Here is a 23,389-nt window from a genome sequence, read left to right as displayed (position 1 = left end):
GCCGAGAGCGGTGCGCTGGTGGTGCTGTCGGTGCCGCGGCCCACGGCGGCCCGGCTGGTCGGCGCGAGCGCCACCGCACGCCTGGCGGTGACGCTGTGCTGACCCGGCTCGTGCGCGTTCTGCGTGCCGTGGTCGCCGTGTCGGTGCGGGCCTCGATCCGGTTACGGCGGTGGACACGGTGGCCGCACCGTGCCGTAGGTTGCGGAGCGTTTCGTTCCACACCCTGTGCACGCGAGGAGAGTCCCCCAGGTGAGCACGAAGAAGGATCCGAGCGTCTGGCAGGGCTTCAAGGCCTTCCTGATGCGCGGCAACGTCGTCGATCTGGCGGTCGCGGTGGTCATCGGCGCGGCCTTCACGAACATCGTCAACTCGATCGTGAAGGGGATCATCAACCCGCTGGTCGGGGCGATCGGCACGCAGAGCCTCGACAACTACAGCTCCTGCCTGAAGGACCCGTGCCGGGTGAGCGCGGACGGCACGGTCAAGAGCGGGGTGCCGATCATGTGGGGCTCCGTCCTCGGGGCCACGCTCAGCTTCCTGATCACCGCCGCGGTGGTGTACTTCCTGATGGTCCTGCCGATGTCGAAGTACCTGGCCCGGCAGGCGGCCCGGAAGGCGGCCCGGGAGGGCACGAAGGAGGTGGTCGACGTGACCGAGCTGGAGGTGCTCAAGGAGATCCGCGACGCGCTGGTCGCCCAGCGCGGGGCCGGCCACGGCGAGCGCTAGCGGCGCCGCCCGCGGGCCGCTCAGAGGTGGTGGGGCGGCTTCTCGTCCAGGAAGCGCTTCAGGTCGGCGGCGCTGTCGCCGTCCGGACGTTCGCCCCACCCGCGGTCGGTGTCGTCCGAGGACTGCTGGTCCAGCGGGTCGTCGAAGACAAGCGCGGGCTTCGGGTCGCGCGGCTCGGGTTCGCGGGCGGTGCTCATGTCTCCAGGGTACGGTGCCCGCCGACGCCCTCTGCCTGGGGATTTCGCCGGACCTGCGGACCCCCGCGCGCTTGTGAAAGCCTTCACAAGATTTCGCGGCGGTTTTCTGCTGTGCTGGGAACCATGACGTCGAGTTCCGCCCCCGCGCCCGCCCCCTCGGGGGCACCGAAGCCCTCCGGCCCCCTGCGCCGGCTCACCGCCCGCGGACGCGACGAGGCGCACCGCGTCGCCTCCTCGCTGGAGCTGTTCTTCGACCTGTGTTTCGTCGTGGCGGTGGCGCAGGCGGGCGTGCAGTTGGTGCACGCCGTGGCGGGGGGCCACGCGGGCCACGGGATCCTCAACTACGCGATGGTGTTCTTCGCCATCTGGTGGGCGTGGATGAACTTCAGCTGGTTCGCCTCGGCCTACGACAACGACGACGCCCTCTACCGGGTCGTCACCCTGGTGCAGATCGCCGGCGTCCTGGTGCTGGCCGCCGGCATCTCCCGGGCCACCGCACAGCACGACTTCCTCCTGGTCTGGCTCGGCTATGTGATCATGCGGCTCGCGATGGTCTGGCAGTGGCTGAGAGCCGCGAGATCGGCGCCGGGCGCGGAGCGGACCACGGCGCTGCGGTACGCGTGCGGCGTGCTGCTGTGCCAGATCGGCTGGCTCGGGCTGGTCGTGCTGCCGCAGCCGGCCCGGCCGTGGGTGTTCCTGGTGATGGCGGTCGCGGAACTGTGCGTGCCGCTGTACGCCGAGAAGTCCCAGGCGACCTCCTGGCATCCGCATCACATCGCCGAGCGGTACGGCCTGTTCACGATCATCGTGCTCGGCGAGACGATCGCCGCGGCCACGGTGGCGGTGAAGTCGGCCGTGGACGAGCACAACGCGCTGGGCGAGCTGCTGCCCATCGCGGCGGGAGGGCTGCTGGTCGTCTTCTCCGCCTGGTGGATCTACTTCGTGGTGCCCATCCACGGCCACCTGCGCTCGCGCCGGCGGGCGTTCGTCTGGGGCTACGGCCACTACCTGGTCTTCGCCTCGGCGGCGGCGATCGGCGCGGGACTGGAGGTCGCCGTGGAACAGGCGGTCGGCAAGGCGCACATCTCCACCCTGTCCGCCTCGGCCGCCGTCACCCTGCCGACGGCGCTGTACCTGCTGACCGTGTGGGCGCTGCACGCCCGGCACTTCAAGGTGGGCCTCACCGAGCAGCTGGTGCTGCCGGTCACGGCGCTGCTGGTGATCTGCTGCACCTTCCTGGGCGACTGGGCGGTGCTCGCGGCGGGACTGGTCTCCGCGGCATCGGTGGCGGTCGGGGTGGTCCTGACGGCGCGCACGGCCGCCCGGCGGCGCGCGGCGAGCGCCACCGCCTCGGCCGGCTGACGCTCACGAGACGTGCGCCGGACTGGGCCAGACTGGCGTCCATGACAGCTGACGCATTGACGGACGTCGCCGGGCTGCGCGTGGGGCACGCCACCCGTACCGGCGACGGGTGGCTCACCGGTACCACGGTCGTCCTCGCCCCTGAGGGCGGGGCGGTCGCGGCCGTGGACGTGCGCGGCGGCGGCCCCGGCACCAAGGAGACCGACGCGCTCGACCCGCGCAACGTGGTGCGCAAGGTCGACGCCGTCGTGCTGACCGGAGGCAGCGCGTACGGGCTGGACGCGGCCTCCGGGGTGATGGCCTGGCTGGAGGAGCGGGAGCGGGGCGTACGGGTGGGGACGGATCCGGCGCACGTGGTGCCGGTGGTGCCCGCCGCGTGCGTCTTCGACCTGGGGCGCGGCGGGGACTTCCGGGCCCGTCCGGACGCGGGGACGGGACGCGCCGCGGTGGAGACCGCGGCGGCCGGTGCGCCGGGGGCCCGGGTGGCGCAGGGGTGTGTCGGCGCGGGCACGGGCGCCGTCGCCGGGCGCCTCAAGGGCGGGGTGGGCACCGCGAGCACGGTGCTCGGCTCGGGGATCACGGTGGCGGCGCTGGTGGTGGCGAACGCCGCGGGGTCGGTGCTGGATCCGGAAACGGGGGTGCTGTACGGGGAGTTGTTCCAGGGGCGGGTGGAGTATCCGGAGCGGCGGGTGCACGAGGCCGCGTGCCGGCGCCTGGACGAGGCCGCCGCCGGGAACGGCCCGGCGCCGCTCAACACGACGCTGGCGGTGGTCGCGACGGACGCGGACCTGTCCAAGACGCAGGCGCAGAAGCTGGCGGGCACCGCGCACGACGGGATCGCGCGGGCCGTACGGCCGGTGCACCTCCTGCACGACGGGGACACGGTGTTCGCGCTGGCGACCGGCACGCACGCCCTGGACCCGCACCCCCTGGCCCTCAACGACATCCTCGCCGCCGGCGCGGACATGGTGACCCGCGCGATCGTCCGGGCCGTGCGGGCCGCCGAGTCGGTCGACGGACCGGGCGGAGTGTGGCCGTCGTACGGGGAGTTGTACGGGAAGGCGTAACGGTACCGTCCCGGCGGCGGGGCGGATTGTCGCGGTTCTGTCACGTGATGGCGTTCACGGGAGTCGGAGGGAACCTTCCCCGGCATCGACGCCCTCTTTCCTCACGCACTGGAACGGATCACGCACATCACACGAACTGGGAGCAGCCCGTGACAACGCCGGACATTGCAGCGCGGCGCGCACTCGGGGCCTGTGCCGCCCTGATGGTCGGCGCCCTCACCCTGACCGCCTGCGGCGGCAGCGCCAAGGCGAGCGACGACGGCAAGGGGGGCAAGGACTCCCCGAAGACGTCGACGGCGAAGATCGCGATCTCGGCGAAGGACGGTTCGACCGGGGCGTCCATCAACGCGACCGGGGTGAAGGTCAGCGACGGCAGGCTGACCGGTGTGAAGATGACCGTGGCGGGGTCGGGGCAGACCGTGCCGGGGACGATATCGGCGGACGGCCGCAGCTGGAAGCCGAAGGAGCAGCTGGAGCGCGGGACGAAGTACCAGATATCCGCGACCGCGAAGGACGCCGAGGGGCGCACGGCGGCGGCCAACTCCATCTTCACCACGGTCACCTCGGCGAACAGCTTCATCGGCACCTACACGCCGGACAACGGCACGACGGTCGGGGTGGGCATGCCGGTGTCCTTCACCTTCGACAAGTCGATCACCGACAAGAAGGCCGTGCAGTCGCACATCACGGTCAACACCACCGGCGGCCAGCAGGTGGTCGGGCACTGGTTCGGTGACCGGCGGCTCGACTTCCGGCCGCAGGAGTACTGGAAGGCCGGCTCCAAGGTCACGGTGAACATCGACCTGGACGGGGTCCAGGGCGCCAAGGGCGTCTACGGGGTGCAGAAGAAGACCGTCTCCTTCACGATCGGCCGGTCGCAGGTGTCCACGGTCGACGTCCACACGCAGACCATGACGGTCGTACGGGACGGCCGGACCGTCAAGACGGTGCCGATCTCGGCGGGCAGCCCGCAGCACACCACGTACAACGGGCAGATGGTGATCTCCGAGAAGTTCGTGCAGACCCGCATGAACGGCTCGACGGTCGGCTTCGGCGGGGAGTACGACATACCGGACGTGCCGCACGCGATGCGGCTGACGTCGTCGGGGACGTTCATCCACGGCAACTACTGGTACAACCGGGGCAACCCGCCGTTCGGGCGGGAGGGCACCAGCCACGGCTGTGTCGGCCTCGCGGACGTGCAGGGGGCGCAGGGCGCCACGTCGGCCAAGTGGTTCTACGACAACTCGCTCGTCGGCGACGTGGTGATCGTGAAGAACTCCCCCGACACGACGGTCGCCCCGGACAACGGCCTCAACGGGTGGAACATGTCGTGGAGCGCCTGGACCGCGGGAAGTGCCGTCTGAGCGGCGGGTTTTGACGGGACGGCGGGCCGCGCGGGAATTCTTCGCGCGGCCCGCGCGTTTTCCCGGCGTACGTTTTCTCGGTTCCCGGACATGATGTCCGACCGAGGGGCTACGGTATGCACCCACAAGGTGACATGCAGCAACGCCGGGAGATGCCTTGAGCGTTCCGTACGAGACCACAGCGTACGAACCAGCCGAGTCGCCCGAGTCTCCTGAGGAGCATCTCGCGCGGCTCCTCGGCCGTGCCCTGAACTCCTTCGAGCTGCCCGACGAGGTGATAAGGCAGCTCGACTGCGCGCTGGCGCACGACAGTTCGCTGCACTCGGCGTACCACAGCGCGGGGCTGCACCGGGAGACGTACCGGCACACCTGGCTGCTCGCCGACGGCTCGGCGGTCACGCTGTGGGAGCTGGTGCACAACCCCACGCCGGGCAGCGCACCGGAGCACGAGGTGTACGTCGACGAGGAGGAGGTGCAGACCGCCACGGCACGGCTGGGCCTGCCCCCGGAGACGCGGGACTTCGAGCTGCCCGCGCTGATGCGGCCGTGGGCGGTTCCCGAGCCCCGGCACATGTTCGCCGCGGACGACTCGGCGGACCACGCGCGCCGGCTGCTGCGCCGCGCGGAGAACCCGGACCGGCCCGACGCGCAGACGGCGGCGCTGCTGGCGACGGCGACCGCGCACGAGATCACCCAGGCGTTCGGCCGCCCGGGGCGGGCCGGACGGACGGGGCTGAGCTACGCGCTGTACGAGCACGCCTTCCTGCTGCCGGACGGCACGGAGATCTCCCTGTGGGAGGTGGAGCACACGGCCACGCCCGACGGCCGGCACATGTGCGAGGTCTATATGTCGGAGGACGCGGCCCGTGACGCCATGGAGCGGCGGGCGGCGCGGCAGGGCTGAGGATCAGCCGTTGGCGAGGTGCCGCACCAGGCCCGCGAACGCGTCCTGTTCGGCGGGAGTCAGCTCGACGGACTCCCGGGAGGGCCCGATCCGCGTCTGGCTCGGCAGGGCCGGGAGCGGTGCGGTGGAGCGGCGGACACCGCTCCGGCGGCCGGCCCGGCGCAGCAGACGCAGCAGGCGCAGCAGAACGACGGCCCAGACGACGGCCGCCACGGCGAGGACGACCACGCCGATCAGCTGGAGAGTCGTGGCGTGCTCAGGCATGCATCCCAGTACACACCACGGTCCGGGACTTCGGTCCCGGACCGTGACGTATCTCGCAGGTGCCGTGAACAACTCACAGCGAACCAAAGGGACAAGGGGGCAGGAGCGGTGAGGCGCGGTGCCCGGGGCGGGGACGCGGCGCTCAGGCCGCTATCGGCTGCTTGGTCTCCTTCGGCGCGGTGGCCGCCGGCGCGGCGGGATCGGTGGCCGTGGCCCCGGGGACCGGCTTGCGCAGCCCCTTCAGCAGCACCACCAGGGCCGTGGTGACACAGACGCCGGCCGCGATGGCCACCAGGTACAGGAGCGGGTTGCCGATCAGCGGGACCACGAAGATGCCGCCGTGCGGGGCGCGCAGGGTGGCGCCGAAGGCCATCGACAGGGCGCCGGTGAGCGCGCCGCCCACCATGGAGGACGGGATGACCCGCAGCGGGTCGGCCGCCGCGAACGGGATCGCGCCCTCGGAGATGAAGGACGCGCCCAGCACCCAGGCCGCCTTGCCGTTCTCCCGCTCGGTCTGCGTGAACAGCCTGCCGCGCACGGTGGTGGCCAGGGCCATCGCCAGCGGCGGGACCATGCCGGCCGCCATCACCGCGGCCATGATCTTCATGGCGGAGTCGCTGGGGTTGGCCACGGCGATGCCGGCGGTGGCGAAGGTGTAGGCGACCTTGTTGACCGGGCCGCCGAGGTCGAAGCACATCATCAGGCCGAGCAGGGCGCCCAGCAGGATGGCGTTGGTGCCGGTGAGGCCGTTCAGCCAGTCGGTCAGGCCCTTCTGCGCGGAGGCGATGGGCTTGCCGATCACGACGAACATCAGGAATCCGACGATCGCCGACGAGATCAACGGGATCACCACCACCGGCATGATGCCGCGCAACGCCGCCGGAATGGTGACCTTCTGAATGGCCATCACCACGCCACCGGCGATCAGACCGGCCGCCAGACCGCCGAGGAACCCGGCGTTGATGGTGAGGGAGATCGCGCCGCCGACGAAGCCGGGGACCAGGCCGGGCCGGTCCGCCATGCCGTAGGCGATGTAGCCGGCCAGGACCGGGACCAGGAAGCCGAAGGCCACGCCGCCGATCTGGAACAGCAGGGCGCCCCAGCTGTCGGCCTGGGTCCACACGAAGTGGTCCATCACCGACGGCGCCTTGTTGATCTTGTAGCCGCCGATGGCGAAGCCCAGGGCGATGAGGAGACCGCCCGCGGCGACGAACGGGACCATGTAGCTGACGCCGGACATCAGCCACTTGCGGAGCTTGGTGCCGTAGCCCTCGGTGGAGTCGCCCGTGCGGTCGACCGGCGTACCGGCCGACGCGTGCGCCGGGGCGCTCGCCTCGCCGCGCGCCGCCTTCTCACGGACCTCCGCGAGGAGTTCGGCCGGGCGGTTGATGCCGGCCTTCACGCCGACGTCCACGGTCGGCTTGCCCGCGAAGCGGTCCTTGTCGCGCACCGGGACGTCGTGCGCGAAGATCACGCCGTCCGCCGCCGCGATCACCGCCGGGTCCAGCCGGGCGAAGCCGGCCGAGCCCTGCGTCTCGACGACCACTTCGACACCCGCCTCGCGGCCGGCGTTCTCCAGGGACTCGGCCGCCATGTAGGTGTGGGCGATACCGGTCGGGCAGGAGGTGACGGCGACGACACGGAAGGGGCGCTCGCCGGTGCCGGTGGCCGTGCCGGCGGGCGCGGGGGCGGTCCCGGCGGCGGGCGGTGCGGTGTCCGCCGTGGGGGCGCCTTCCGCTCCCGGGCCCCCGTCGCCGGCGTCCGCGGCGCCTGTGTCCGGTGTGTGCGCCGTCTTGGCCGCTGCGGCGCCGGTGGAGGCCGCCACCGGGGCCGCAGCGGTGTCTTGGGAGGCGTCCTCGGCGCCCTTGGCCGAGGGTGCCTCGTCGCCCCGGATCAGCGCCGCCGCCGTCTCCGGGTCGCCCACCGCCCGCAGCGCGGAGGTGAACTCGGCGTTCATCAGCTGGCGGGCGAGGGAGGAGAGGATCGTGAGGTGGGCGTCGTCGGCGCCGGCGGGTGCCGCGATCAGGAAGATCAGGTCGGCAGGACCGTCGGGGGCGCCGAAGTCGATGCCGGCGGCGCTGCGGCCGAACGCGAGGGTCGGTTCGGTGACATGGGCGCTACGGCAGTGCGGGATGCCGATGCCGCCGTCGAGGCCGGTCGGCATCTGGGCCTCCCGGGCGGCCACGTCGGCGAGGAAGCCCTCCAGGTCGGTCACCCGGCCCTGGGCCACCATGCGCTCGGCGAGGGCACGGGCCGCCGCTTCCTTGGTGTCGGCGGACAGGTCGAGATCGACCAGGTCCGCGGTGATCATGTCGCTCATCGCGGGCTCCTATGCACGCGTATCGCCCGGGGAGAGGGGTGGGCGGAGGTGGGGACGGGGGTGGTGTGGGGGGCGGTGGGGCGGACGGGGACCGGCGGAACACCGCGACGGGGGAAGCGGGGCGGCGCCGCCGTATCGGGGAGGGTGGTCTTGCGGGGAGCGGTGGACCGGAACGGGGAGGACGTCACACGGACGGCCGGAGCGGACCTCGCACGGGCCGGGGCGAGCCTTGCGCAGGCCGGGGCGAGCCTCGTGCCGGCCGGAGCGGTCGTACCCCGCGTGGCGTTCATGACGCCGGCTCCGTCAGTTCGCGGTCCAGGGGGATGTCGGTGGTGACGGTCACCGCCGTGGGGTCCAGGTCGGCCGGGGCCGGCATCACGCTGCCGGGGAGCTGGACGGCGGCGGCGCCGTGGGCGACGGCGGAGGCGAGGGCGTCGGGGCCGGTGCCGCCGGCGATGAGGAAGCCGGCCAGGGAGGCGTCACCGGCACCGACGTTGCTGCGGACGGCGGACACCCGCGCGCTGCCGAACCACGCTCCGGCGTCCGACACCAGCAGCTGGCCGTCGGCGCCCAGGCTGGCCAGCACCGCGCGGGCGCCCATCGCGCGCACCTCCTCCGCCGCCTTGAGCGCGTCGCCCACGGTCGTCAGGGGGCGTGCGACGGCTTCCGCCAGCTCCTCGGCGTTCGGCTTCACGACGTCGGGCCGCGCGCGCAGCGCCTCCAGGAGCGCACGCCCTGAGGTGTCCAGCGCGATCCGCGCTCCCCCGGCGTGCGCCCGCGTGACGACATCGGCGTACCAGGAGGGTGTGAGCCCCCGGGGCAGGCTGCCGCAGCAGGCGATCCAGTCGGCGTCGCGGGATTGCGACCGGACGGTGTCCAGGAGGAGTTCCTGCTCGGACCGCGACAGCTCCGGACCCGGCGCGTTGATCTTCGTGAGGACGCCGTCGGCCTCCGCGAGCGCGATGTTGGAACGGGTGGCTCCGACCACCGGGACCGGCGCGACCTCGATGCCCTGCGCATGGAGCAGTTCGGCGATGAGCGCACCCGGCGCACCCCCCAGGGGCAGGACCGCGACCGTGCGCCGGCCGGCGGCGGCGACCGCGCGGGAGACGTTCACGCCCTTGCCGCCGGGATCCATCCGCTCGGTCTCGGCGCGGATGACCTCGCCGCGCTTGAGGGCCTGGACCTCGTAGGTGCGGTCCAGGGACGGGTTGGGGGTGACGGTGAGGATCATGCGCGCACTACTTCCGTGCCGCCGCGCTCGATGGCGGCGGTGTCTTCGGGGCTCAGCCCGCTGTCGGTGATCAGCAGGTCCACGTCGCTCAGGTCGCCGAAGCGGGCGAAGTGCTCCTGGCCGTGCTTGGAGGAGTCGGCCAGCAGCACCACGCGCCGGGCGGCGGCGACGGCGGCCCGCTTGACCGCGGCCTCGGCGAGGTCGGGGGTGGTCAGACCGTGCTCGGCGGAGAAGCCGTTGGCGGCGACGAACAGCACGTCGGCGCGGATCTCGCCGTACGCCCGGAGCGCCCAGGCGTCCACGGCGGCGCGCGTACGGTGCCGTACGCGCCCCCCGATCAGATGGAGCTGGATGCCCGGGTGGTCGGCGAGCCGGGCGGCGATCGGCAGGGAGTGCGTGACGACGGTGAGCCGCGCCTCCAGCGGGATGGCCGCGGCGACGCGTGCCACCGTCGTACCGGCGTCCAGGATCATCGTGCCCTCCGCCGGCAGTTCGGAGAGGGCGGCCTTGGCGATGCGGTCCTTCTCGTCGGCGGCGGTGGTCTCGCGCTCGGCGAGGTCCGGCTCGAAGTCGAGGCGGCCGGCCGGGATGGCACCGCCGTGCACCCGGCGGAGCAGACCGGCCCGGTCGAGAGCCTTCAGGTCACGGCGGATCGTCTCCGCGGTGACCTGGAACTCCTCGGCCAGCGACAGCACGTCCACCCGGCCGCCGTCACGGGCGAGCCGGAGGATCTCCTGCTGCCGTTCCGGTGCGTACATGTCCGTTCGCCTCCGCCTCGATGCCCGACCGATGTCCGACCATTTCCGGGTCATGCCCGAACGTGTGGTTTCACCGGCAGGCTACGCCCGGATTTCTGGAAAGTAAACAGATTCGGGCCCACTCTGGGCATGAACAGACGTGCGGCGGCTTCCCGCGGGCTCGGCACGGACCCCCGGCGCGGCCGGGGCAGCGCGAAGGCCCGGTACCGCACCGGTACCGGGCCCCTCGTCGCGCCTGGTCAGCGCGCCAGCGCGGGTTCCCTCTCCACCGCCGGCGCCTCCTCGGCCCCGCCCTCCCCATGCTGGGCCGGGCGCTTCGGCAGGGCGGACATCAGCAGGAAGATCACGCCCATGATCCCCGCGACCCACCACAGCGCGTGCTGGAAGGCGTGCACGAACGCCGGACCGACCTGGGGCGGGGGCAGCCGGTCGCCGATCCGCCCGAAGAAGACCACCGACACCAGCCCCAGCCCGAGCGCGTTGCCCATCTGCTGCACGGTGTTGATCAGACCGGACGCGGAACCGGCGTGCTCGCGCGGCACCTGTGAGAGCACCACGTCGGTCAGCGGGGCGACGATCAGGCCCATGCCGAGGCCCATCACGACCAGCGGCAGCGCCATCTGCCAGGAGGCGATGGCGAGGCCGTAGTGGCGGGCCTCCCACAGGTACAGCAGCACGCCCGCGCCCATCACCAGCGCGCCCGCCTGGAGCACCTTCCGCCCGAACCGGGGGACCAGTTGCTGCACGGACAGCCCGGCCGCCGTGGACACGGCGATCGAGAACGGCACCCCGGTCAGTCCGGCCCGCAGCGGGGTCCAGCCCAGGCCGATCTGCATGTACAGCGTCCAGACCAGGAAGAAGATGCCGAGCGCGACCCCGAAGACGGTCTGTACGGCGATGCCCGCGGCGAAGCTCTTCACCCGGAAGAGGGACAGTTCGACGAGCGGGGAACCGTCCCTGGCGGCCTTGCGTTTCTCGTACGACACCAGCGCCGCGAAGACGGCGAGCGCGCCGGCCATGCAGACGTACCCCCACAGCGGCCAGCCCAGCTCGCGCCCGCGGGTGAGCGGATAGAGCAGCATCAGCAGGCCCAGCGTGACCAGGGCGACGCCGACGAGATCCAGCTTGAGCGCCTTCGGGGCCCTGGACTCGGTGATGAAGCGACGGCCCAGCAGCCAGGCGAGGACACCGACGGGGAGGTTGATGAGGAAGATGGGCCGCCACGCCAGGCCGAACAGGTTCCACTCCGTCAGCAGCGCGCCGAGCAGCGGGCCGGAGACCGCGCCGAGGCCGACGATCGCGCCGAACAGGCCGAAGACCTTGCCGCGTTCGTGGGCCGGGAAGGTGGCGTGCATGATCGACAGCACCTGCGGCACCATCAGCGCGGCCATGCCGCCCTGGAGGATGCGGGAGGCGACCAGCATCTCCGGGTTGGCGGCGAAGCCGCACAGGGCGGAGGCGAGCGTGAAGCCGCCGATACCGATGAGGAACAGCCGCTTGCGGCCGTGGATGTCGCCGAGCCGCCCGCCGGTGATCAGACCCGCGGCGAAGGCGAGGGCGTAGCCGGCGGTTATCCACTGGATCTGGCTGACCGAGGCGCCCGCGTCGCGCTCGATGGACGGGATGGCGATGTTGACGATCGTCACGTCCACCAGGTCCATGAAGGCCGCGGTCATGACGATGGCGAGGGCGAGCCAGCGGGAGCGGTCGGCGGCCGGTGCGCGCAGTTCTCCGCGCCCCTGTGCGGTGGTGCTGTCGTTCGGGGTCATGGAGAGACCGTAGAACCGCATTAGGTCAGATCGTGTCCTACTTCTGCGGCATGCTCGGACCCATGACGACCGACACCCCAGCCCGGCTGCTTCAGCTCCTCTCCCTCCTCCAGACGCCCCGGGAGTGGCCCGGCGGTGAGCTGGCCGAGCGGCTCGGGGTGTCGCGGCGCACCGTGCGGCGGGACGTCGACCGGCTGCGGGAGCTGGGTTACCCGGTGCAGGCGACGAAGGGCGCGGACGGCGGGTACCGGCTGGTGGCGGGCAAGGCGATGCCGCCGCTGGTGCTGGACGACGAGGAGGCGGTCGCCATCGCGGTGGGGCTGCGGGCCGGCGCCGGGCACGCCGTGGAGGGGGTGGACGAGGCCTCCGTACGGGCCCTGGCCAAGCTGGAGCAGGTGCTGCCCTCCCGGCTGCGCCACCGGGTGTCCACCCTCCAGGCCGCGACCACGCCGCTGACCAGCGGGGACGGGCCGGGTATCGCCCCGGAGACGCTGACCGTGATGGCGTCGACCGTGGCGGGGCGGGAGCGGCTGCGGTTCGCCTACCGCGACAAGGACGGCAGCGCGTCCCGGCGGCTGACCGAGCCGCACCGGCTCGTGTCGACGGGCCGGCGCTGGTACCTGGTCGCGTACGACCTCGACCGGGCGGACTGGCGCACGTTCCGGGTCGACCGGGTGAGCGAGCCGTTCGCGACCGGGGTCCGCTTCGCGCCGCGGGAGTTGCCGACGGGGAGCGCCGCCGAGTTCCTGCGGCAGTCGATCCAGCGGCGACAGGAGACGTACGCGTTCGAGGTGCGGTTCGCCGCCCCCGCGGACCGGGTGTCCGGGCGCCTGCCGCGGTGGCTCGGGGTCCCCGAGGACGACGGCGCGGGCGGCTGCGTCCTGCGGGGCACCACGGGCGATCCCATGGAGTGGCTGGCGGTACGGCTGGTGATGGCCGACTGCGAGTTCTCGGTCCGCGAGCCGGGGGAACTGGTGGAGTGCGTGCGGGAGATGGGGGGCCGGTTGAGCAGGGCGGCCGACGCCGGGGGGAGGGCGTAGGGCGCTTCGCCGTTCCCGGGGGCCCGCCATGGCTCAGGGCGCCCTCACCGCTTCCGGGGCTCCCTCAAGGGGGCGCCCTTGCCGCTCCCCGGCGCCCTCACCGCTCCCCGGGTGCCCTCACCGCTCCCCCGCCCGGGCTTCCGCCGCGCCCCACTCGAAGGCGCGCAGCGCGCGCAGGTTGTGCAGGGCCAGGGCCGCCGGGCCGTCCGGGCCGGTGGGCGGGGTCGTCGTGGCGGCCCAGGACTCCACGGCCACGCGCACGGCGGCGCCGGCCACCGCCGCGGCGAAGCGGAGGTGTGGGGTGAGCGAGGCCGCTTTTCCGGCCGCCTCGGCCCGCCGCAGCAGGATCTCCCCGAGCGCCCCCTCCGACGTCTGGCACACCTCCGCCCAGACCTTGCGCAGGGCCGGGCTGGTGTCGGCGAGGCGGACCAGGGTGCGCAGCCATTCCCAGGACGCGGCCGAGACGCCGAGGCCGGGGGTGAGGGTGTGGTGGACGGCGTGCTCCAGGGCCTCGGGGAGGGTCAGATGGGCCGGGGCGGTGCGGACCGCCTCGGTCCAGCGCTGGGCGCCGGCCGCGTAGAGGGGGGCCACCGCCTCTTCCTTGGTGGCGAAATAGCGGTAGAAGGTGCGCGGTGCGATGCCCGCGGCCTGGGCGATGTCCTCGGCGCGGGTGGCCCGCAGGCCTTGCTGGACGAACAGGGCCGCCGCCGCCCGGGCGATCTCCATCCGGGTCTCGGCCTTCCGGCGTTCGGTGAGGGACAACGGTGCGGAGGGGGGAACCGGCTGGTCGGCGGCGCTGCGGGCGGTGCTGGTCTCGCTGGGAGTGGTGCTGGTCGCGCTGGGGGTGGTGCTCATCCCGGCAGGCTATGCCCGTGTGGCAGAATCTGCCATCCGGTGGTCCACCCCGGGGTTCAGGTACGGGGTGGGCCGCCTTTCCAGCACGTCAGGGCCGGACACGGCCCTCGACAGGGCAGCCCGAGCCCGTCGCGAGAGGAAGCCGGACTCCCCCGTCACGAGAAGAAGCCGGACTCCGGCGCCCGGGGGGGATAGGCGCCGAAGCCCGGCTGGGGAAGGTCCCGGCGCCGGGGGGGGATTGCGACGGGACGCGTGGTTCACGTGGGCCGGCCGAGTGGGGTCGGCCGGGGTCGTGCGGTGAGGTGGGGAGTGCGGTTCCCGGGGCCCGCTCCTGGGCCCGGAAGGGTTGTTCCCTCGGGCCCAGCGGTTGAAGCGATGGGACCGCGCCATGTTTGCGCCGTCTTTCGCCACCGGGCGTACGCCCCGTGCATCCCCTGCGTCACGCCGCCGCGTCGAAACCGGTCTGGCGGGCCAGCTTCTTCAGCTCCAGCAGCGCGTGCTTCTCGATCTGCCGGATCCGCTCACGGGTGAGGCCGTGTTCCTTGCCGACCTCGGTCAGGGTGCGTTCGCGGCCGTCCTCGATGCCGTACCGCATCTTGATGATGGAGGCCGTGCGCTGGTCCAGGCGGCCGATCAGGTCGTCCAGTTCCTCGCTGCGCAGCAGGGTCATGACGGACTGCTCGGGGGAGACCGCCGAGGTGTCCTCCAGCAGGTCGCCGAACTGGGTCTCGCCCTCGTCGTCCACCGACATGTTCAGCGAGACCGGGTCGCGGGACCAGTCGAGGACGTCCGTGACGCGCTCCGGCGTCGAACCCAGCTCCGCGGCGATCTCGGCCGGCTCCGGCTCACGGCCGTGCTCGCGGTTGAACTCGCGCTGCACACGGCGGATGCGGCCCAGCTCCTCCACCAGGTGGACGGGGAGCCGGATCGTGCGGGACTGGTCGGCGATGGAGCGGGTGATCGCCTGCCGGATCCACCAGGTGGCGTACGTCGAGAACTTGAAGCCCTTGCGGTAGTCGAACTTCTCGACGGCGCGCACCAAACCGGCGTTGCCCTCCTGGATCAGGTCGAGCAGCGGCAGACCGCTGCGCGGGTAGCGTCGGGCGACCGCGACGACCAGGCGGAGGTTGGAGCGGATGAAGACGTCCTTGGCCCGCTCACCGGCGGCGACCAGGGCCTCCAGCTCCTCGCGGGTGGCGTCCGTCTTGGACTCCTCCTCGCCGTCGAGGACCTGCCGCGCGAACACACCCGCCTCGATGGTCTGGGACAGCTCCACCTCCTTGGCCGCGTCGAGCAGCGGCGTACGCGCGATCTCGTCGAGGTACATGCCGACCAGGTCGCGGTCTGCGATCTCGCCGCCATGAGCGCGAACACTGCTTGCCGAGTCGGCCGTCTCGCCGGTGGCGGACTGACGACGGGCGACGGCACGGGTTGCCATGCGTGCTCCCTTGCGATGGTGGGCTGGCGGGTGGTCCTGGCGAACGCTCGGCACTGAGGGGGGAGTCCCTGGGACTCGCTCACTCGCTCTCGCTCCGAGACTCTCTCCGAGTGCCCTGCATCCGTGGGAAACAACGACTGGAATCCGGACAGAATTCCCAACCCGCCCCCCAATTTTTCTGATCATGCAGTACCCTGTCCGCCACGCTGGGAGGCGAGATGCCGCCGGAACACACTGAGGCGCAGGTCAGACCGGGAGTCGAGGCGGACCTCGATGCCCTCACCGCGATCTACAACCACTATGTGCGTGAGACGGCCATCACATTCGATACCGCGATCTTCACTCCGGAAGAGCGCCGCCCTTGGCTGCTCTCCCACCCGGAAGACGGCCCGCACCGGCTGATGGTTGCCACGGACGCGGAGTCACAGGAGATTCTGGGGTACGCCACATCCAGTCCTTACCGGCCGAAGCCGGCGTACGCGACGTCCGTGGAGACCTCGGTGTACGTCGCCCCGCACGCCGGCCGCAGGGGGATCGGCACCCTGCTCTACGGCGCCCTGTTCGACGCCCTGGCCGGGGAGGACGTGCACCGCGCCTACGCGGGCATCGCCCAGCCCAACGAGGCCTCGACCCGCCTCCACGAGCGCTTCGGCTTCGCGTACGTCGGCACGTACCGCGAGGTGGGCCGCAAGTTCGGCCGCTACTGGGACGTGGCCTGGTACGAGAAACCCCTCTAGCCCGGCCGGGCCGTCACCTCATCCGAACTGCACCGACCGCTTCGCCATTCCCATCCAGAACCCGTCGATCACCGACTTCTGGGCGTCCAGCTCGCCGCCCGCCTCCGCCGCGCCCATGGTCACGAAGAGCGGGGCGAAGTGCTCGGTGCGCGGATGGGCGTAGCGGCCGGCCGGGGCCTTGTTCAGGAAGTCCAGCAGGGCGTCCCAGTCGCGGGCCTCCAGGGCCCGCCGCCCCCAGTCGTCGAACTCGGACGACCAGCTGGGCACGCCCCGGCCGGCGTACCGCAGGGCGGCGAGGTTGTGGGTGAAGAACCCGGAGCCGACGATCAGTACGCCCTCGTCGCGCAAGGGGGCGAGCTTGCGGCCGATGTCCATCAGGCGCACCGGGTCGAGGGTGGGCAGGGAGATCTGCAGGACGGGGATGTCGGCGGCCGGGAACATCTCGACGAGGGGGACGTAGGCGCCGTGGTCGAGGCCCCGGTCGGGGATGTCCTGGACGGGGATGCCGGGGGCGCGCAGCAGCTTGCGCACGGACTCGGCGAGCGCGGGGGCGCCGGGGGCGGCGTACCGGACCCGGTAGTAGTGCTCGGGGAAGCCCCAGAAGTCGTAGACGAGCGGGACGGTCTCGACCGCGCCGAGGGCGAGCGGGGCCTCCTCCCAGTGCGCGGAGACCATGAGGATCGCCTTGGGGCGGGGCAGGTCCGCGGACCAGGCGGCGAGCTGTCCGGGCCAGACGGGGTCGTCGGCGAGCGGCGGGGCGCCGTGGCTGAGGTACAGGGCGGGCATGCGCTCCTGGGCGGTGGCGGACATCGCGGCGGCTCCCAGTGGTCCACGTACTTTAACTCTCAAGCTTTCTTCCGAAACTCTACGCGCGATTTGTTCAAGTTTCAAGGAGCTGGCTCGTACAGTGGGAGATATGAACACGGCACCCGACTCCGCCGCCGCAGGCCACCGCTGGCTCACCGACGAGGAACAGCGCGTCTGGCGCGCCTACCTGCACGCCACCACCCTGCTGGAGGACCACCTCGACCGGCAGTTGCAGCGCGACGCGGGCATGCCGCACATCTACTACGGGCTCCTCGTCGCCCTCGCCGAGGCGCCACGCCGCCGGCTGCGGATGACCGAGCTGGCGATGAAGGCCAAGATCACCCGCTCCCGGCTCTCGCACGCGGTCGCCCGGCTGGAGAAGAACGGCTGGGTACGCCGCGAGGACTGCCCCTCCGACAAGCGCGGCCAGTTCGCCGTCCTCACCGACGCGGGCCAGGAGGTGCTGCGGCGCACCGCGCCCGGCCATGTGACCGCCGTACGGCAGGCGCTCTTCGACCGGCTGAGCCCGGAACAGCAGAAGGCCCTCGGCGAGATCATGGAGATCGTCGCCGAGGGCCTCCAGCCCGACGAAGCGGGTGCGGACCTGCCCTGGCTCCGCTAGATCAGCGGCAGACCGGTCGTACCGTACGGCCGGTCAGTGGGCCACCGCCGGGACCGGGTCAGTGGGCCACCACCGGGACCGGCACCTCGTCCTCGACGCCGTCGCCGGAAGCCACCGCGGTGGCGCCGGGACGGCCGGCGTTGACGAAGGTGAAGGCGATCAGGGCGGCGAGCGCCAGGATGCCGACGGCGAACCAGATCGCGGTGCTGTAGCCGTGCACCTGGCCCTGGAGCATCACCAGCTGCTGCTGCGGCTTGGCCGTGGCACCGGCGATGTGGTCCTTGATGTACGAGGTGGTCGCCGAGGCAGCGATGGTGTTCAGCAGGGCGGTGCCGATCGCGCCGCCGACCTGCTGCGAGGTGTTGACCATCGCGGAGGCGACACCGGCGTCCCGGGGCTGGACCCCCTGGGTGGCCAGGGACATCGCCGGCATGAACGCCGTGCCCATGCCGAGGCCGAGCAGCACCATCGCGGGCAGCAGCAGGGCGCCGTACGACGAGTCGATCTCCAGCTGGGTCAGCAGCAGCATGCCGATCGCGGCGACCAGGAAGCCGGGGCCCATCAGCAGGCGGGCCGGGACGCGGGTCATCAGCCGGGTGCCGATCTGGGTGGAGCCGGTGATCATGCCGGCCACCATCGGCAGGAACGCGAAGCCGGTCTTGACCGGCGAGTAGCCCTTCACGACCTGGAGGTAGTAGGTCAGGAAGAGGAACAGGCCGAACATGCCGATGATCGCGAGACCGAGGGAGAGGTAGATCCCGCCGCGGTTGCGGTCGGTCACCACGCGCAGCGGCAGCAGCGGGGCCTTGACCTTGGCCTCGACGACCGCGAACCCGGCCAGCAGCACCACGGACGCGACGAACATCGACACGGTCACCGCGTCGCCCCAGCCGTCGGACTCGGCGCGGGTGAAGCCGTAGACCAGCGCGACCAGGCCGAGGGTGGACAGCAGGACGCCGGGGATGTCGAGCGGGTTGCGGTTGCGGCCGCCCTCCGGCTCACGGATGACGAAGTAGGCACCGGCCGCGGCGACCACCGCGAAGGGCACGTTCACGAAGAAGGTCCAGCGCCAGTCCAGGTACTCGGTGAGGAACCCGCCGAGGATCAGGCCGACGGCACCGCCACCGCCCGCGATGGCGCCGTAGATGCCGAACGCCTTGGCCCGCTCCTTGGCGTCGGTGAACATCACCGCGAGCAGGGACAGCGCGGCCGGGGCGAGCAGCGCGCCGAAGACGCCCTGGAGGGCGCGGGCGCCGAACATCATCGCGCCGGTGGTGGCGGCACCGCCGAGCGCGGAGGCGGCGGCGAAGCCGGCGAGGCCGAGCACGAAGGCGCGCTTGCGGCCCCACAGGTCGGCGATCCGGCCACCGAAGAGCAGCAGGCCGCCGAAGGCGAGGGCGTAGGCCGTGACGACCCACTGCCGGTTGCCGTCGGATATGCCGAGGTCGGTCTGGGCGGAGGGAAGGGCGATGTTCACGATGGTGGCGTCGAGGACGACCATCAGCTGGGCGAGCGCGATGAACACGAGCGCCTTCCAGCGGTTGGCGTCTCCGCTCGGAGCGGCGGCGCCGGGAGCCTTGAGGGCTGCTTCGGACATGGAGATACCCACTTCGGGACTTCGTGACGGAGAAGTTCGGGACTTCGTGACAGAGAAGGTCGGGACTTCGTGAAGGAGAAAGGTGACGAGAGGCGTGGCGGAAAAATGACGAGAAAATGACGGAAAACGGAGTACGGCGGAAAGGTGAGGAGGCCGTGCTACGGAAGGTGGACTGGGTACGGGAGCAGAACTGATCGGTCAGGCGTCGGTCAGGAGTCGCGCAGCTCCCTGATGTTCACGGCCTGGCCCGGCAGGACCGAGCGGGCGGGGGCCCGCAGACCGTCGAGGAACAGCTGCAGATGACGGTGGACGAACCGGTCGCCGCGCATGCAGTCCGTGCCGGCCGGGGGCCGGCTCAGCTGGGCCACGACGATCATCAGATCGCCGACCCCGACGTCCGGCCGGAGCTGCCCGGCCGCCTTGGCCCGGCCCATGACCTCCTCCACGAGCTGCTCGACGCGCTCGCGGGAGGCCTCCAGGTCGGGGTGGTGCTTGTCGAAGGTGCTGGACACCATGGGGCACAGCGCGCTGATCCGCTCGTCGGCGGCGGCGTGCACGAAGCGCTCCAGGGCGGCGAAGGCGTCCCCGGTCTCCGCGAGGGCCAGCTCGGCCGCCTCGGCCGTGCGGTCCATCACGGAGCACACGACCTCGCGGACGAGCGCGTCGCGGTCGGGGAAGTTGCGGTACACCGTGGCGTTGCCGACGCCGGCCCGGCGGGCGATCTCGTCCAGCGGCACGTCCGGACCGTGCTCGACGAACATCTCGCGGGCGGCGGTGACGATCCGCTCCCGGTTGCGCAGGGCGTCGGCGCGCGGCCGGGGCGCCTTGCGCACGGAGGGGGCGGTCGTGGCGGTCACGGTGAACTCCTCGGGTCGGTCGGGTCCTGCGTCGGTCTGGTCCTGCGTCGGTCGGATCCTGCGGGAGCGCCGCGGGGGCGGTCGCACAGCGGTGCGTCGGCGACCGCGCGCCTCGGCTACTCGGCACGTCGGCGTCGAGCACGCGACGGTGAGCGCCCGCGCCGGCCGCGATCCGGGGAGCCGGTCCCCGTTTCAGCCGGACACAGGGCTAAACGGGGAAACCGTCCCCGGTTATTTCCCGGCCGCCGAGAGAAACGGTGTGACCTGAGACACAATCACCACCCGCTGGGATTCACCCCGCTGCGGCCCCGCTTTCCCACGATCGGTCTCCTCCAGCGCGCGCCCGCCGCCCCGCCGACACAGGGTGAGCGCAAGGGTGCAGCCGGAGACCGGCGGCTGCCGTGGCGCGAAAGGTCCCTGCATGCAGCCGCAGCCGCAGCCCCGCCCCCGCCGCCGCATACGCCCGCGCCGGGTTGCCGCCCTGTCGATGGTGACCGCACTGACCCTCGCGGTCAGCACCTCGGCCGGGACCGGGAACCTGACGGCGCCCGCCTCCGCCGCCGGGCCGGTCAACCTGGCCCGCAACTCCGCGCTCGTACCCTGCATGATCCATGGCGGCCTGGACGTGCAGATGACCGAGGGCCTGCCCACCCCGTCCGGATACTCCCGCTCCACCGGCACCGTCCGCGCCCTGACCCTGATGGTGGACTTCCCCGACGCCCCCGGACCGGGCAACGCGATGGACCGCTTCCACGAGTTCTTCCCGCAGACCCAGGAGTGGTTCCGCACCGCGTCGTACGGCCGTCTCGACTACCGCCCCGAGACCCCCGTCACCACCTGGCTGCGCATGCCGAAGACCTTCCAGGCGTACGGCATAGAGCGCGGCGCGCCCTTCGACCCCGGCTACCGGAACCTGGTGCAGGACATCGTGGCCGCCGCCGACCCGGCGGTGGACTTCCGCGACTACGACCTGCTGAACGTGCTCATCACCCCGAACGCCGGCCCCTCCGCCCTGGACACCGTGCTCTCCGTGACCTTCGCCGGGAACGACGACGCCCCCGTCGCCGACGGCGTCCGCATCTCCAACGCCTCCTTCGTCTACTCCCGCCAGGACGACGGCTCCGGCTCCTACGCCCGCACCGGCTACCGGGTGCTGCCCCACGAGAACGGCCACACCTTCGGCCTGCCCGACCTGTACACCCAGCAGGGCGGGGGCGCGGTCGGGCACTGGGACATCATGAGCGAGGACTGGGGCGCCAACAACGACCTGCTCGGCTGGCACAAGTGGAAGCTGGGCTGGCTGGACGGCGGCCAGGTCGGCTGCGCGGCGGCGCGGGGCAGCGCCGAGTACACCCTGTCCCCGCTGTACAGGCCGGGCGGCGGAAAGCTCGTCCTGGTGCCGGTCACCGCGCGCAGCACCTACGCGCTGGAGGTCCGCGCGCAGGGCGGCAACGACGAGGCGGTGTGCGGCCCGGGCGTCCTCATCTACAAGGTCGACGGCACCGTCGACACCGGCCGCGGCCCGATCACGGTCTACGACAGCCACCGCAGCAGCGGCGGCTGCACCCGCAGCCCCAACGTCCACGCCGAACTCTCCGACGCCCCCTTCACCCCCGGCGAAACCTTCAAGGACCCCCGCCACGGCATCACCGTCCAGGTCCTGAGCACGGACGACGAGGGGAACTACCGGGTGCGGATCACGAGGGGGGCGGGAGCGGGTACAGGGGTCTGAGAGCCGGGCCGGGGGCTTGCTCACGGGTTGCCCGCGGCTTGCCGACCGGGGTTTACGGTAGGCGTGCCCCGATGGGAAGCCGTACCGGAGAGACGATGCCCGCGATGACCGCAGTGGATGCCGACGCCCGCGCCGGGGCCGGGACGCCGGCGGAGGCGGTCGGACCGCTGGTACGCGGAATCGCGGTGCTACGGCGGCTCACCGAGGCGGGCGGCACGCTGAGCCCGAGCGCGCTGGAGCGGTCCACCGGCCTCGCCCGCTCCACGGTGGACCGGATCACCGGCACCCTCGGCCGCATGGGCTACGTCCGCCTCGACGGCCGGGACGTCGTCCTCACCCCCCGCGTGATGGAGCTGGGCAACGCCTACCTGGCCGCGCTGCGCCTGCCCGCACTGCTCGACGCGAGCGCCGACGCCCTCGCCGACGACCTGGACGAGTCGGTGTCGCTCGCGGTCGCCGACCTCGACGGCATCCGCTTCATCCACCAGGCCACCCGCCGCCGCGCGCTGTCCGTCAGCTTCCGCATCGGCGACCTGCTGCCGGCCGAACGGACCGCGCCGGGCGCGCTGTTCGCGGCCGAGTGGACGCAGACGGACTGGACCCGCTGGCGCGAACGCCGGTCCGCCGACGCACAGGACGCGTCCTTCCCCGCCGTACCCCCGAGGGCGGCCCCCGCGGACGACGCCTCCCTCATGGCCTCCTTCACCGAACGGGCGGAGCGGGCGCGCCGGGACGGCTGGGCCGTGGACGACCAGCTGATCGAGCCGGGCCTGGTCGCGGTGTCCGTACCGGTACGGGACCCCGGCACCGGCCGCGCGGCCTGCGTGGCGAGCGTGGTCAGCCACACCAGCCGGCACTCCGCGGCGGACCTGCGCACCAGCCTGCTGCCCCGGCTGCGTACGGCGGTCGAGGCGATGGAGGCGGACCTGCGCACCGCACCCGCGCCCGAGCCGGGCCCCGCACCCGCGGGCCTCGCGACCTGGACCACGGCGTCCAAGCACGCACTCGGCCGGGACTTCGTGGAATCACTGGCCCGGGGTCTGACGGTGCTGACGGCGTTCGGCGAGGGCCGCCCGGCGCTGTCCCTCACGGAGGTGGCCCACGCCACCGGCCTGACCAGGGCCACCGCGCGCCGGGCCCTGCTCACCCACGAGCACCTGGGCCTGGTGGCGGCACACCCCGACCGCACCTTCACCCTCACCCCGCGCGTCCTGGACCTCGGCTTCCCGGCCCTTTCCCGGACGTCCCTACCCCGCCTGGCCGAACCGCACCTGCGCGCCCTGGCGGAGGAGATACGGGAACCGACCGCACTGGCGGTGCTCACGAGCGGCGGCAAGGAGATCCAGTACACGGCCGGCGCGGGCACGAGCCGGGTCCTGACCGTACGCATCACCGTCGGCACCCGGCTCCCGGCCACCGCGACCTCCCTGGGTCGCGTCCTCCTCGCGGACACCGCCGCCCCCCTGTCCCCCACGCTCGCCGAGGTCCGCTCCCAGGGCTACGCCCTGGTCGACGAGGAACTGGAATCGGGCCTGCGGTCCATCGCCGTACCGGTACGGGACCGCACGGGCCGTACGGTGGCCGCCGTCGACATCTCCACCCACGCGGCCCGCCGCACCCTGCGGGACTGCGTCCACGACCTGCTCCCCGCCCTCCACGCGACAGCGGCCCGCATCCAGCGGGACCTCCACACCGCATCCCGCTTCACCCACGTCCCCCCGTCCTGATCCGGTACC

21 protein-coding genes are annotated in these 23,389 nt (G+C 72.5%); 10 read left to right on the top strand and 11 right to left on the bottom strand.

Features of this window, described 5'->3' with window-relative positions:
• Window positions 1–249 precede the first annotated feature (249 nt).
• Entirely contained in the window at window positions 250–726 is a 477-nt protein-coding gene (gene mscL / locus ABZV94_RS15950; RefSeq protein ID WP_356340851.1) for a large conductance mechanosensitive channel protein MscL, read from the top strand.
• A 20-nt stretch (window positions 727–746) separates the two neighbouring features.
• Here the strand turns inward: mscL and ABZV94_RS15945 are convergent, their stop codons facing one another.
• Window positions 747–923: a hypothetical protein gene (locus ABZV94_RS15945; protein ID WP_014673258.1), complete on the bottom strand. Its 177-nt coding sequence runs from the start codon at window positions 921–923 to the stop codon at window positions 747–749.
• 123 nt (window positions 924–1,046) lie between these two features.
• Here ABZV94_RS15945 and ABZV94_RS15940 point away from each other — a divergent pair, with 123 nt between their 5' ends.
• The 4 genes from ABZV94_RS15940 to ABZV94_RS15925 all read left to right on the top strand — a co-directional run bounded on the left by ABZV94_RS15940 (window position 1,047) and on the right by ABZV94_RS15925 (window position 5,623).
• Window positions 1,047–2,285 carry a low temperature requirement protein A gene (locus ABZV94_RS15940; RefSeq protein ID WP_356340849.1) on the top strand — a complete coding sequence of 413 codons (1,239 nt, stop codon included), beginning with the start codon at window positions 1,047–1,049 and terminating at the stop codon, window positions 2,283–2,285.
• 41 nt (window positions 2,286–2,326) lie between these two features.
• On the top strand, window positions 2,327–3,352 hold the full coding sequence (locus ABZV94_RS15935; protein WP_356340848.1) for a P1 family peptidase: 1,026 nt from the start codon (window positions 2,327–2,329) through the stop codon (window positions 3,350–3,352).
• A gap of 149 nt (window positions 3,353–3,501) precedes the next feature.
• On the top strand, window positions 3,502–4,719 hold the full coding sequence (locus tag ABZV94_RS15930) for an Ig-like domain-containing protein (protein WP_356340847.1): 1,218 nt from the start codon (window positions 3,502–3,504) through the stop codon (window positions 4,717–4,719).
• Between the two features lie 157 nt (window positions 4,720–4,876).
• Complete coding sequence (locus ABZV94_RS15925) at window positions 4,877–5,623, top strand: DUF6227 family protein (protein WP_356340846.1); 747 nt, start codon at window positions 4,877–4,879, stop codon at window positions 5,621–5,623.
• Between the two features lie 3 nt (window positions 5,624–5,626).
• Here ABZV94_RS15925 and ABZV94_RS15920 read toward each other — a convergent pair whose 3' ends face one another.
• From ABZV94_RS15920 to ABZV94_RS15900, 5 genes are all read right to left on the bottom strand, one after another.
• The gene (locus ABZV94_RS15920; protein ID WP_356340844.1) at window positions 5,627–5,887 is read right to left on the bottom strand and encodes a hypothetical protein; all 261 of its coding nucleotides are present in this window, start codon (window positions 5,885–5,887) and stop codon (window positions 5,627–5,629) included.
• Between the two features lie 142 nt (window positions 5,888–6,029).
• Window positions 6,030–8,207, bottom strand: coding sequence for a fructose-specific PTS transporter subunit EIIC (locus ABZV94_RS15915; RefSeq protein WP_356340843.1), 2,178 nt, complete (start codon window positions 8,205–8,207; stop codon window positions 6,030–6,032).
• A gap of 286 nt (window positions 8,208–8,493) precedes the next feature.
• Entirely contained in the window at window positions 8,494–9,441 is a 948-nt protein-coding gene (gene pfkB, locus ABZV94_RS15910; protein WP_356340842.1) for a 1-phosphofructokinase, read from the bottom strand.
• Window positions 9,438–10,199, bottom strand: coding sequence for a DeoR/GlpR family DNA-binding transcription regulator (locus ABZV94_RS15905; RefSeq protein WP_014673267.1), 762 nt, complete (start codon window positions 10,197–10,199; stop codon window positions 9,438–9,440). Before ABZV94_RS15905 ends, pfkB begins: the two co-directional genes overlap by 4 nt.
• 239 nt (window positions 10,200–10,438) lie before the next feature.
• Window positions 10,439–11,968 carry an MFS transporter gene (locus ABZV94_RS15900; protein ID WP_356340840.1) on the bottom strand — a complete coding sequence of 510 codons (1,530 nt, stop codon included), beginning with the start codon at window positions 11,966–11,968 and terminating at the stop codon, window positions 10,439–10,441.
• 62 nt (window positions 11,969–12,030) lie between these two features.
• On the opposite strand from ABZV94_RS15900, the gene ABZV94_RS15895 reads away from it, so the two are divergent.
• The gene (locus ABZV94_RS15895) at window positions 12,031–13,008 is read left to right on the top strand and encodes a WYL domain-containing protein (protein ID WP_356340838.1); all 978 of its coding nucleotides are present in this window, start codon (window positions 12,031–12,033) and stop codon (window positions 13,006–13,008) included.
• 117 nt (window positions 13,009–13,125) lie between these two features.
• Here the strand turns inward: ABZV94_RS15895 and ABZV94_RS15890 are convergent, their stop codons facing one another.
• Window positions 13,126–13,734 carry a TetR family transcriptional regulator gene (locus ABZV94_RS15890; RefSeq protein ID WP_356340857.1) on the bottom strand — a complete coding sequence of 203 codons (609 nt, stop codon included), beginning with the start codon at window positions 13,732–13,734 and terminating at the stop codon, window positions 13,126–13,128.
• Window positions 13,735–14,302: 568 nt separating this feature from the next.
• Complete coding sequence (locus tag ABZV94_RS15885) at window positions 14,303–15,301, bottom strand: sigma-70 family RNA polymerase sigma factor (RefSeq protein WP_171155379.1); 999 nt, start codon at window positions 15,299–15,301, stop codon at window positions 14,303–14,305.
• 218 nt (window positions 15,302–15,519) lie between these two features.
• On the opposite strand from ABZV94_RS15885, the gene ABZV94_RS15880 reads away from it, so the two are divergent.
• Window positions 15,520–16,038 (top strand): N-acetyltransferase family protein, encoded by a 519-nt coding sequence (locus ABZV94_RS15880; RefSeq protein ID WP_356340837.1) that lies wholly within the window; start codon window positions 15,520–15,522, stop codon window positions 16,036–16,038.
• A gap of 18 nt (window positions 16,039–16,056) precedes the next feature.
• Here ABZV94_RS15880 and ABZV94_RS15875 read toward each other — a convergent pair whose 3' ends face one another.
• Window positions 16,057–16,848 (bottom strand): class III extradiol ring-cleavage dioxygenase, encoded by a 792-nt coding sequence (locus tag ABZV94_RS15875; RefSeq protein ID WP_356340836.1) that lies wholly within the window; start codon window positions 16,846–16,848, stop codon window positions 16,057–16,059.
• A gap of 106 nt (window positions 16,849–16,954) precedes the next feature.
• Between ABZV94_RS15875 and ABZV94_RS15870 the strand changes: the two genes are divergently transcribed.
• On the top strand, window positions 16,955–17,467 hold the full coding sequence (locus ABZV94_RS15870) for a MarR family transcriptional regulator (RefSeq protein ID WP_356340835.1): 513 nt from the start codon (window positions 16,955–16,957) through the stop codon (window positions 17,465–17,467).
• 58 nt (window positions 17,468–17,525) lie between these two features.
• Here the strand turns inward: ABZV94_RS15870 and ABZV94_RS15865 are convergent, their stop codons facing one another.
• Both ABZV94_RS15865 and ABZV94_RS15860 read right to left on the bottom strand, forming a co-directional pair.
• Window positions 17,526–19,064 carry an MFS transporter gene (locus ABZV94_RS15865; RefSeq protein ID WP_356340833.1) on the bottom strand — a complete coding sequence of 513 codons (1,539 nt, stop codon included), beginning with the start codon at window positions 19,062–19,064 and terminating at the stop codon, window positions 17,526–17,528.
• A gap of 209 nt (window positions 19,065–19,273) precedes the next feature.
• Window positions 19,274–19,921 carry a helix-turn-helix domain-containing protein gene (locus tag ABZV94_RS15860; protein ID WP_356340832.1) on the bottom strand — a complete coding sequence of 216 codons (648 nt, stop codon included), beginning with the start codon at window positions 19,919–19,921 and terminating at the stop codon, window positions 19,274–19,276.
• Window positions 19,922–20,342: 421 nt separating this feature from the next.
• On the opposite strand from ABZV94_RS15860, the gene ABZV94_RS15855 reads away from it, so the two are divergent.
• Together ABZV94_RS15855 and ABZV94_RS15850 are read left to right on the top strand one after the other, a co-directional pair.
• Window positions 20,343–21,653, top strand: a complete 1,311-nt coding sequence (locus tag ABZV94_RS15855; RefSeq protein ID WP_356340830.1) for a M6 family metalloprotease domain-containing protein — start codon at window positions 20,343–20,345, stop codon at window positions 21,651–21,653.
• Window positions 21,654–21,748: 95 nt separating this feature from the next.
• Window positions 21,749–23,380: an IclR family transcriptional regulator C-terminal domain-containing protein gene (locus tag ABZV94_RS15850; RefSeq protein WP_356340856.1), complete on the top strand. Its 1,632-nt coding sequence runs from the start codon at window positions 21,749–21,751 to the stop codon at window positions 23,378–23,380.
• Window positions 23,381–23,389 lie beyond the last annotated feature (9 nt).

Source organism: Streptomyces sp. NPDC004658, from assembly GCF_040609555.1.
Classification (GTDB): Bacteria; Actinomycetota; Actinomycetes; order Streptomycetales; family Streptomycetaceae; genus Streptomyces.
Note: the sequence above shows the minus strand (reverse complement) of the source record. Positions and strands in the feature narration are given on the sequence as shown.